Below are 10,963 nucleotides of genomic sequence, written 5' to 3' on the forward strand. Positions count from 1 at the left end.
GCAGTCGGGATCGACACGAACGGCCAGGGCCATCAGGCCGGCGGGATCGCGCGCAGGAGCGGCGAGGGCGTGCCCGGCGCGGCGATCCAGAGCTGGTGCGCCGCGCGCGTGACGGCGACGTGCAGCCGGCGGCGGGCCTCGTCGGCGTCGGGGTAGGCGCGGACGGAGGCGTCGGGCACGACGACGTAGTCGAACTCGAGCCCCTTCACGCTCGCGACGTCGGTGACGTCCACGCCCGGCCGGAACGAGAACCGGCCGTCGAGCGCGAGGCGCGCCTCGGGCATGTCGGCGATGAGGCGATGGAACGCCCGCGCCACCTCGGCCGAGTGCGCGACCACCGCGACCGAGGCGTCCGGCTCGCGCTCCACGAGGTCGCGGACGGCGCCGACGAGGAAGAGCTGCGCGTGCGCCTCGGTGGGGAAGTCGAAGCGCGACACCGGCGCGCCGTCGCGGCCGGCGCGCGGCGGCGTGGCGGGCGCGAGCGGGCCGAGGATCGCGTGGGCGGCCTCCGCGATGGGCCGCGGGCAGCGGTAGGTGGTCTCGAGCCTCACCGTCGCGGCGCGCTCCGCCCCGAACGCAGCGAGCGCCTGCGGCCAGCCGGCGTAGGAGGAGAACGTCTGCTGCGCGTCGTCGCCGGCGAGCGTCACGCTCCGCCCGTCGAGGTGGCGCCCGAGCGCGAACAGCTCGAAGAGGGAGACGTCCTCCGCCTCGTCCACGACGAGGTGCGCGAGCGACCTGCCGCCCCCGGCACCGCCCAGGGTGGCGAGGAACAGGAGGATGGGCAGGTCCTCCGGGTCGAGGGTCCCGGCGATCGCCTCGGGGGTGTCCTCGGAGAGGCCGAGGCCGTCGAGCGTCTCGCGGCGGTCGGGATCGACGCCGGCCACGAGGTCGTCGGGCGGCGGCGCAAGCTGCAGCCGCGTATGCCGGAGCGTCTCCTCGATGGCGGTCGTGGGGAGATCTCCCTGCGACGCCCGGACGACGCCCGCGAGGAACGTCTGGTCGACGCACAGGTCGCCGAGCTCCTGGCGCAGCTTCGCGAGCGACGGCCGCGCGCCGGCGAGCCGCGGGCGGCGCCGGAGCGTCTCGTAGAGCGCGGGGTGGCGCTTGAGGCGCGAGACGAGCGAGGGCGTGTCGGCGCACAGGCGCGGCGGTGGCGCGCGGAAGACGCTCTGGAACGCGCCGCGCGACCAGGAGTCCAGCGTCCGGACCGCCGCCCGGTCGAGGCCGAGCGGCTCGAGGAGCCGCGCCGCGAGCTGCGCGAGCCCGAGCTCCGGAACGACCACCTGCATGCGCGAGGGCGGGAAGCGCCGCGGGTCCTCGAACGCGATGCGCGCGAGGCGGTGCAGCGCGACCGTGGTCTTGCCGCTCCCGGCGCTGCCGATGACGAGCAGCGGCCGATCCGGCGGCGCGGAGACCGCCTCGAACTGATCGGGGTCGAGCAGCGCGGTGATGTCGGGGGCGGCCGCCCGCCCGCGCGCGCCAGCCCCGGTCCCGAGCGCCCCCGCGCGCGCCGCCTTCCCCGCCCCGCCGCCGAGGGCGGCCCCCTCCACCGCGAGCCGCCGCCATACACCGTCGGCGCCGCGCGCGACGGTCAGCTCTCCCGCCGAGACGCGGGTGAGCACCCCGCGGTCCACCACCACCACGCGGCGCGCCTCCACCACCCCGGCCGCCACGCGGCCCGGGAACGCCTCCTCGAACTCCTCGCCCTCGCGGTAGCGGTAGAAGAGGGCGGAGATCGGCGCGTACCGCCAGTCCACCACGCGCACCCCCGCCCCCCGGTCCACGAACGTGTGCCGGCCGAGGCAATAGTCGCGGACCTCGCCCCCCTCGCGCACGCGCAGGTGCGCGAAGTAGGGGGCGCTCGGATCCGGGAAGCCGTCGGGGCGCTGGCGCTCGAGCACGGCGCGAACGAGCCCCATCTCCTGGAACACGGTCGGCAGGTCCTTCGCGGTGGACTCGAGCGCCTCGTCGCGCAGCTCGCGCAGCCGGCCGGCGAGGTCGCCCTCCCCCCGGACGGCGGCGCGGGCGCCGAGCGCCCCGTGCACCGCCGCCAGGAGCGCCTCCTCCTCGGCCACGATGGCCCGCGCGCGGGCGTCGAGGGACTCGGGCGCGGGCGCGATCGACTCTGTCGTCGGGTTCGGCAAGGGCGACCTCTTTAACGCGGCGCCAGGACGACAGCACGCCGGTCCGGGCGGCGCATCCTACCCTCCGCCCTGACGTCGCCTCCGGCAAGACGCGCTGCGACAGGGTCGCGGCCGACGCTGGCGTCGCGCCCCGAGCGTGATCACCCTCTCGACTCGGGGGGATTCACCCGATGCCCAAGCTTCCCGTCATCTCCGAATGGCCGGTCGCACGGCAGCTCGTCTCCGGCGACGGCTCCGGCCTCGGCGCGAGCGCGATGAGCGAGCGGACGCGCGAGCTCGCGCCCCGCACCGCCTCGGCGGACCGCGTGGTCCGCTCCATCTGCCCGTACTGCGCGGTCGGCTGCGGCCAGCTCGTGTACGTCAAGGACGAGCGGATCATCGACGTCGAGGGCGATCCCGACTCGCCGATGTCCCAGGGCTGCCTCTGCCCGAAGGGCGCCGCCACCTTCCAGCTCGTCACCGGCTCGCACCGGGAGCAGCACGTCCTCTACCGCCGCCCGGGCGGCACGGCCTGGGAGCGGATCCCGCTCGAGCGGGCGATGGACATGGTCGCCGAGCGCGTGAAGCGCTCCCGCGACGAGACGTTCGAGGAGCGGATCGAGGATCCCGGCGCGAAGCACCACGGCGCGCGGGTGCGGCGCACGCTCGGGGTCGCGCACCTCGGTGGCGCCACCCTCGACAACGAGGAGAACTACCTCCTCAAGAAGCTCTACACCGCGCTCGGCATCGTGCAGGTGGAGAACCAGGCCAGGATCTGACACAGCTCCACGGTCCCCGGTCTGGGGATCTCGTTCGGACGCGGCGGCGCGACGACCTTCCCCGGCGATCTCCAGAACGCCGACTGGATCGTCGTGCAGGGCTCGAACATGGCGGAGTGCCACCCGGTCGCCTTCCGCTGGGTGATGGAGGCGAAGAACCGCGGCGCGACCGTCATCCACGTGGACCCGCGCTTCACGCGGACGAGCGCGGTGGCGGACCTCCACGTCCCCATCCGCCCGGGCTCGGACATCGCCTTCCTCGGCGGCCTCGTCCGCCACGTCATCGAGAACGAGCGCTGGTTCAAGGAGTACGTTCTCCATTACACGAACGCCTCGACGCTCGTGGACGAGCGCTTCCAGGACACCGAGGACCTGGAGGGCCTCTTCAGCGGGTTCGACTCGAGGTCGAACACCTACGACCCCGAGACCTGGTCGTACCAGGGCGTCCAAGGGGTGGTGCCCGCCGCCGGCCACAAGCAGCTCGTCGCGGAGAAGGGCGCCGGGAAGGTGCCGCTGCACGGCGCGAACATCCTCGAGCGGAGGACCGACCCGACCCTGCAGCACCCGCGCTGCGTCTTCCAGATCCTCAAGCGCCACTTCTCCCGCTACACGCCGGCGGTGGTGGCGGAGACGTGCGGGATCCCCGAGCCCCTCTTCCTCGAGGTGGCCGAGACGCTGTGCCGGAACTCGGGTCGCGAGCGCACCGGCGCGTTCTGCTACGCGGTCGGCTGGACCCAGCACTCCGTGGGCGTCCAGTACATCCGCACCGCGTCGATCCTCCAGCTCCTCCTCGGCAACATCGGCCGGCCGGGCGGCGGGATCATGGCGCTGCGCGGCCACGCCTCGATCCAGGGCTCGACCGACATCCCGACGCTGTTCGACCTGCTCCCCGGGTACCTGCCGATGCCGCACTCCCTCCTGCCGGACCGCGGGCTCGAGCGGTACGTCGCGAACAACCGCTCGCCCTCGGGCTGGTGGAGCGAGATGCCGAAGTACGTCGTCTCGCTCCTCAAGGCGTGGTTCGGCGACGCGGCGACGCGGGAGAACGACTGGGGGTTCGATCTCCTGCCCCGCCTCTCCGGCAACCACTCGCACATGACGACCGTGTCCGAGATGGCCGACGGCAAGGTGAAGGGGTACCTCGTCGTGGGCGAGAACCCGACCGTCGGCTCGATGCACGGGAGCCTCCACCGCAAGGGCCTGCGCAAGCTCGACTGGCTCGTCGTGCGCGACTTCGCGCTCACCGAGACCGCCGAGTTCTGGCGCACGGCGCCGGAGATCGCGCGCGGCGAGGTCCGGACCGAGGAGATCCCGACGGAGGTGTTCTTCTTCCCGGCCGCCGCGCACACCGAGAAGGACGGCTCGTTCACGAACACGCAGCGCTGCCTGCAGTGGCACCACCGCGCGATCGAGCCGGCCGGCGACTGCCGGAGCGATCTCTGGTTCACGTACCACCTCGGCAAGCGCCTCAAGCGGCTCTACGCGGAGTCGCCGGGGCCGAACGCCGAGGCGATCCGGGCGCTCACCTGGGACTACCCGACGAAGGGGAAGGACGAGGACCCCGACGCCGAGGCGGTGCTGCGCGAGGTGAACGGCTTCACCGTCGCGGACGGGAGGCCGGTGGCGGGGTTCAAGGAGCTCGCCGACGACGGCTCCACTGCGTGCGGCTGCTGGATCTACTCCGGGTGCTACAAGGACGGGGTGAACCAGCCCGCCCGGCGACGGCCCCAGGGCGAGCAGCACTGGGTCGCGCCGGAGTGGGGCTGGTCCTGGCCCGCGAACCGCCGCATCCTCTACAACCGCGCGTCGGCGGATCCGGAGGGGCGCCCCTGGTCCGAGCGGAAGCGCTACGTCTGGTGGGACGCGGAGAAGGGCGCGTGGTCCGGCTACGACGTGCCGGACTTCATCGCCGACCGCCCGCCGTCGTACCGGCCGCCGCCCGACGCCGAGGGGATCGCGACCCTCGCCGGCGACGATCCCTTCATCATGCAGGCCGACGGCAAGGGCTGGCTGTTCGCGCCGTCCGGGCTCCTCGACGGGCCGCTCCCGACCCACTACGAGCCGGAGGAATCCGTCCTCGAGAACCCGCTCTACCCGCAGCAGTGCAACCCGGCGCGGATGGAGTGGCACCGGCCCGACAACCCCTACCACCGGGCCTTCGGCGATCCGCGCTTCCCCTACGTGGTCACGACGTACCGGCTAACCGAGCACCACACCGCCGGCGGGATGAGCCGCTGGCTCTCGTGGCTCTCCGAGCTGCAACCCGAGATGTTCTGCGAGGTCTCGCCGGAGCTCGCGGCGGAGAAGGGGCTCGTGAACGGGCGCTGGGCGACCGTCACGACCGCGCGCGGCGAGATCGAGTGCCGCGTGCTCGTGACCGAGCGGATGAAGCCGCTCCGCGTGAAGGGGCGGACGCTCCACACGATCGGCCTCCCCTACCACTGGAGCTACGTCGGGCGCGTGCGCGGCGACCCGGCGAACGAGCTCATCCCGTTCGTCGCCGACCCGAACGTCTCCATCCAGGAGTCGAAGGCGCTCACCGCGAACATCCGCGCGGGCCGCCACTCGCTCGGGCGGCGCTCCGCCACCGACGGGCTCGAGCTCCGGCAGCCGGAGCCCCCGCGCGCGCCGCCGCGGCGCGACCTGCCGGGGGTCCGCACCGCGCACCGCCACCCGCCGACCGAGCCGAGGAAGTAGCCATGCGGCGGATGGGCTTCTTCACCGACACGACGCTCTGCATCGGCTGCAAGGCGTGCGAGGTCGCGTGCAAGCAGTGGAACCAGCTCCCCGACGACGGCTTCCACTTCACCGGGATGAGCTACGACAACACCGGCATGCTCGGCGCGTCCACCTGGCGCCACGTCGCGTTCGTCGAGCGAGCGGCGGAGCTGCCCGGCCAGGGGAGCCCGCGCGACGGGGTCGAGGGCGGTCCGCGCGCGTTCGGCGAGCTGTTCCCCGCCGGCCAGCCCGGTCCGACGAGCCTGCTCGGCCACGACATCCAGCCGACGCACATCGAGACGCCGGTCCCGCTCGGGCCCACCGAGCGCGCGCTCGGGAAGTTCTCCTGGCTCATGCTCTCCGACGTCTGCAAGCACTGCGAGCGCGCCGGCTGCCTGGAGGCCTGCCCCACTGGCTCCATCGTGCGCACCGAGTTCGGCTCGGTCTACGTGCAGCCGGACGTGTGCAACGGGTGCGGCTACTGCGTCTCGGCCTGCCCGTTCGGCGTCATCGACCGGCGCGCGGAGGACGGCCGCGCCTGGAAGTGCACGCTCTGCTACGACCGGCTGAAGGGCGGGATGGTCCCCGCCTGCGCCAAGGCCTGCCCGACCGCGTCGATCCAGTTCGGCGAGCTCGACGATCTCCGCGCGCGGGCGCACCGGCGGGTCGAGCAGCTGCACGCGCGGGGCGTCGGCGAGGCGCACCTGTACGGCGAGGACGCCGCGAGCCAGCCCGGCACCGAGGGGCTGCACGCGTTCTTCCTCCTCTGCGATCGCCCCGAGGTCTACAACCTTCCGCCCGATCCGGTGGTGCCCACCGCCAAGATCGTGCGGTCGTGGCGGTCGATGGCCGCGGGCGTGCTCTCGCTCGCGGCGCTCGCCATGGGCGCGGTGTTCTCCGCGCGGAGGGCGTGATCGATGGACGCGATGGATCCGCTGAGGCGTGAGACGGCGCTCCGCGACGGGCGGAACGTGGATCCGGAGGTGGGGCGCCTCACCGGCGAGGCCTCCGGGCAGCGCGCCTCGCCACGGCTCGCGGCGGCCGCGCTCGCGCGCGCGGAGCGGGAGGCGGCGCCCGCGGACGAGGCGGAGGGGCCGAGCTACCACGGGCTGCCGGTGCTGAAGGAGCCGGTCTGGAGGTGGATGATCCCGGCGTACTTCTACACCGGGGGGCTCGCCGGAGCGTGCGGGGTCCTGGGCGCGGCGGCGCAGCTCGCGGGCGGCCGCGGGACCTGGCCGCTCGTGCGCCGGTGCCGGGCGATCGCGGTGGGCGGGGCGGTCGCGAGCGCCGGGTTCCTCATCGCCGACCTGGGCCGGCCGGCGCGGTTCCTCGCGATGATGCGGGTCTTCCGGCCGACCTCGCCGATGAACATGGGCACCTGGGTGCTCGCCACGTTCGGCGCGCTCAGCGGCGCGGCCGCGCTGCCGGCGCTCCTCCCGGCACCGCGCCCGCTCCGGCGCGCGGCCGACGCGGCGGGGATCGCAGCAGGGGTGGTGGGCCTCCCGCTCGTCGGCTACACCGGCGTCCTGCTCGCGAACACCGCCGTGCCGGTGTGGCAGGAGACTCGCAACACGCTGCCGATGCTGTTCGCCTTCTCCGGGGCGGTGAGCGCGGGCGCGGCGCTCGACCTGTGGCGGCCACGCGGGCCGGGCGGCGAGATGGCTCGGCGGTTCGGGCTGGTCGCGAAGGGCGGCGAGCTCGCGCTCTCGTGGGCGCTGCACCGCGAGGCCGGCCTCGAGCGGGTGGAGCGGCCTCTCCGACGCGGTGCGTCGGGCGCCCTCCTGCGCGGCGCGCGCGTGCTGCTCGGCGCATCGGCGGTGGTCGACCTCGTCCGCCGCGCCTCCCCCGCGCTGCGGATCGCCTCGGGGGTCCTCGGGACGCTCGGGACCCTCGCGCTGCGGTTCGGGGTGGTGGCCGCGGGGCATGCCTCCGCCCGGGATCCGCACGCCACGTTCGCGTTGCAGCGCGCTGGGCGCGGCGCCGCCGACCTCGCTAGGAAGGGGGAGGCGCCCGGACCGATGCCCGCACCGCGCGGGATCGACGCGACGGGCCAGGAATCGGTGGAGCATGGAGCGAACCCCTGAGCTCGTGACGCTGGAGGCCGCTCCGCGCTCCGCCGAGGGCTGCGTGAACGCCGCGCGCCCGCCGGCGGGGAAGCTCGTCGACGCCCAGGGTCGCAACATCCATTACCTCCGGGTGTCGCTCACGGACCGCTGCAACTTCCGGTGCACCTACTGCTCTCCGGCGGCGCACGAGCCGCCGGACGCGCTCCTCTCGCGAGCGGAGCTCGCCCGGCTGTTCCGGCTCTTCGCCGCGCTGGGCGTGCGGCGCATCCGACTCACCGGCGGCGAGCCGACCCTGCGCAAGGACGTCGTCGAGATCGTGGCGGACGCCGCTGCGACGCCGGGGATCGAGGACGTCGCCATCACCACGAACGGCCACCGCCTCGCCGAGCTCGTCGAGCCGCTCCAGGCGGCGGGGCTCGGCGCGCTCAACGTTTCCCTCGACACGCTCGCGCCGGAGCGGCTCCGCGGCGTCTCCGGCCAGGCGGCGCGGCTCGACCGCATCCTCGCCGGCATCGACGCGGCGGCCGGGCGGTTCCGCTCGCTCAAGATCAACACCGTCGTGATGCCCGGCGTGAACGAGGACGAGGTGGCGGCGCTCGTGCGCTATGCCTGGGATCGCGGCGCCCTGCCCCGCTTCATCGAGCAGATGCCCTTCGGCGGGGGCGTGCCGGTGCCGCTCTCGGAGGTTCGCAGGCGGCTCACGGAGGCAGGCTTCACGCTCGCCCCGGACGTCTTCCGCGGCTGGGGACCGGCCCGCCACATGCGCGGCCGGGATCGAGATGGCCGCGAGGGGCTCGTCGGCTTCATCGGCGCGATGACCGAGAACTTCTGCGAGGACTGCAACCGGGCGAGGATCGCGGCGGACGGCGGGTTCCAGGCCTGCCTCGGCGGCGAGGATCGGGTACAGCTCAGGGATCGGATGCGGGCGGGCGACCGGGACGAGGCGCTCGCCGAGGCGGTGGCGGGCGCGCTGGGGCGGAAGGCGCCGCGCCACCGCATGGAGGAGGCGGGCGCCGGGCTCGTGCTGCTGGCGATGCGCGGCATCGGGGGCTAGGCGGTCCGCCGGAGGGAGACGTGATGACGTCGAATCGCTGGCTCATCGCCGCAGCGGGCACGGTCGCGATGGCGTGCCTCGGCACGGTGTACTCGTGGAGCCTGTTCACCCAGCCGCTCATCGCGGCCTTCCGCTGGTCCAACACGACCACCACCTGGACGTTCGCGCTCGCCATCCTCTTCCTCGGCATCGGCGCGGTGATCGGGGGGCGCTGGCAGGACGTGAAGGGTCCGCGCCCGGTGGCGGTGACCGGACTCCTCCTGTGGGGGCTCGGCAACGTGCTCGCGGGGCTCGGCACCACGGCGCTCGGAGCGCCCTGGATCTACCTCACCTACGGCGTCATCGGCGGGCTCGGCCTCGGCCTCGGCTACGTGACGCCCGTCGCCGCGGTGACGAAGTGGTTCCCGGACAGGCGCGGGCTCGGGAGCGGAATGGTGGTGATGGGCTTCGGGCTCGGCGCGTTCTTCTACAACAACATCCTGAAGGCGGTCCCCGCGTTCGCCGACGCGTCGCGCGAGGCGGGGCGCGTCCTCGCGGCGCGGGCCGGAGGGGCGAGCACCGCGGCGCTCTCCGCCGGCGCGACCGGCACGATCATGCGGACCTTCATCGTGTCGGGGATCGTCTTCGCCGTCCTCGGGGCGCTCTGCGCCCTCGTGATCCGGAACCCGCCTCCCGGCACGGTCCCCGCGGCGGCCGCGACGCCCGCGGCCGCGGCGCGCGCCACCCGCGACTACCCGCCCTCCGAGGCGCTCCGGACGCCGCAGTTCTGGGCGCTCTGGATGATGCTCTTCCTGAACGTCACCGCCGGCATCCTCTTCATCTCGAACGCCGTGCCGATCATGCGCGAGCTCACCGGGACCACGCCCGAGACCGCGCTCGCGGTGTACGGCTTCATCGCGCTGTTCAACGGGCTCGGTCGCTTCTTCTGGGGCGCCATCTCCGACCGCATCGGCCGCAACGCCGCCTACCTCCTCATCTACGGCTCGCAGGTCGTCATCTTCTTCGTGGTCGGCGGGATCCACTCCCTCCCGGTGGTGGCGATCCTGTTCGCGATCGTGCTGCTCGACTACGGCGGCGGATTCGGCACGATGCCGTCGTTCACCGCCGACTACTTCGGCACGAAGTACATGGGCGTGAACTATGGGTGGATCCTGCTGGCGTGGGGCGTCGGCGGCGTCGCCGGGCCGATCTTCGTCGCGCTCGTGAAGGACGCGACCGGCTCGTTCTCCGGCGCGCTGCCCGTCATCGCGGTCGTCCTGCTCGTGGCGGCGATCCTGCCCATCGTGACCCGCCGTCCGGGCGCATCGCGGGAGCGCGCCGAGCGCTGGGCGCACCTCTTCCCGCACCGCCGCGCCCACGCCTGAGCCTGCGCCGAGGGCGCCCCGACGGCTCGACCCGCCGCCGCGCGGGGCACCCGGCCCAGCGGGCGCCGTTCACCCGCGGCGCCCGCCGATCGGGCCGGGGCGCACGGCGCCGTCGCGATCACCAGCTTTACTCGACGGAGGGAGACGACATGGGAGCCTGGACTCGAAGTGCATACCTCGCCGCCGGAGCCGCAGCTCTGCTCGCCGCCGCGTGCCAGCGGGAGGGCGGCGACAGCCGGCAGGCGCGTCGCGACACCGGCGGAGCGGTCTCGCCGACCAGCCCGAGCGCGCCGCCGACCGACACGCAGCTCGCAAGGGGCGAGCGTGAGCGCGCCGCCCAGCCGTCGACGCAGCAGCCGGCGACCGGCCCGCAGGCGTCGCAGCAGCCGCCGGCCGCGGCGGGCGCCCAGCGCACCGCGAGCGGCACGGTGGTGAGCGCCAGCGCGCAGGAGGTGGTCGTTCGCCAGGGCGGCGCCGAGCCGAACATCAAGCTCCGCGTCGGCGCGGACACGCCGGTCCTCATCGACGGGCAGCAGCGCACCGTGAGCGACCTGAAGGAAGGGACGCAGGTGCGCGCCGCGTTCACCGAGAAGGACGGCGCGCCCCAGGCGATCCGCATCGAGGTGCAGGGCGGCGCGAACGCGCCGAAGGGAACGACGGAGCCGCAGGGCACGCAGCAGCAGCGCTGAAGGAGCGGATGAGGAATCGGCGGGGCCCGCGCTTCCGTGGCGCGGGCCCCGCTGCGTTTCGCGTCGAGAACGTCGACGTTGAGCCGCCCCGACCCCGACCTCGACCTCGACCTCGACCTCGACCCCGACCTCGACCTCGACCCCGACCTCGACCTCGACCCCGACCTCGA

7 protein-coding genes are annotated in these 10,963 nt (G+C 74.1%); 6 read left to right on the top strand and 1 reads right to left on the bottom strand.

Going from position 1 to position 10,963, the window contains the following annotated elements; genetic code table 11:
* Window positions 1-32 precede the first annotated feature (32 nt).
* Window positions 33-2,144 carry an ATP-binding domain-containing protein gene (locus tag MNY62_RS19655; protein WP_242346052.1) on the bottom strand — a complete coding sequence of 704 codons (2,112 nt, stop codon included), beginning with the start codon at window positions 2,142-2,144 and terminating at the stop codon, window positions 33-35.
* A gap of 170 nt (window positions 2,145-2,314) precedes the next feature.
* Here MNY62_RS19655 and fdh point away from each other — a divergent pair, with 170 nt between their 5' ends.
* From fdh to MNY62_RS19685, 6 genes are all read left to right on the top strand, one after another.
* Window positions 2,315-5,599 (top strand): formate dehydrogenase, encoded by a 3,285-nt coding sequence (gene fdh / locus MNY62_RS19660; RefSeq protein ID WP_242346053.1) that lies wholly within the window; start codon window positions 2,315-2,317, stop codon window positions 5,597-5,599.
* Between the two features lie 2 nt (window positions 5,600-5,601).
* On the top strand, window positions 5,602-6,534 hold the full coding sequence (locus tag MNY62_RS19665; protein WP_242346054.1) for a 4Fe-4S dicluster domain-containing protein: 933 nt from the start codon (window positions 5,602-5,604) through the stop codon (window positions 6,532-6,534).
* 3 nt (window positions 6,535-6,537) lie between these two features.
* Complete coding sequence (gene nrfD, locus MNY62_RS19670) at window positions 6,538-7,704, top strand: NrfD/PsrC family molybdoenzyme membrane anchor subunit (protein ID WP_242346055.1); 1,167 nt, start codon at window positions 6,538-6,540, stop codon at window positions 7,702-7,704.
* Window positions 7,688-8,740, top strand: a complete 1,053-nt coding sequence (moaA, locus tag MNY62_RS19675; RefSeq protein ID WP_242346056.1) for a GTP 3',8-cyclase MoaA — start codon at window positions 7,688-7,690, stop codon at window positions 8,738-8,740. The genes nrfD and moaA overlap by 17 nt, the downstream gene beginning before the upstream one ends.
* 23 nt (window positions 8,741-8,763) lie before the next feature.
* Window positions 8,764-10,104, top strand: coding sequence for an OFA family MFS transporter (locus MNY62_RS19680; RefSeq protein WP_242346057.1), 1,341 nt, complete (start codon window positions 8,764-8,766; stop codon window positions 10,102-10,104).
* Between the two features lie 149 nt (window positions 10,105-10,253).
* Entirely contained in the window at window positions 10,254-10,793 is a 540-nt protein-coding gene (locus tag MNY62_RS19685; RefSeq protein WP_242345618.1) for a hypothetical protein, read from the top strand.
* The last annotated feature ends 170 nt before the right edge of the window (window positions 10,794-10,963 follow it).

It is taken from the genome of Anaeromyxobacter terrae (assembly GCF_022690685.1).
Classification (GTDB): Bacteria; Myxococcota; Myxococcia; order Myxococcales; family Anaeromyxobacteraceae; genus Anaeromyxobacter; species Anaeromyxobacter terrae.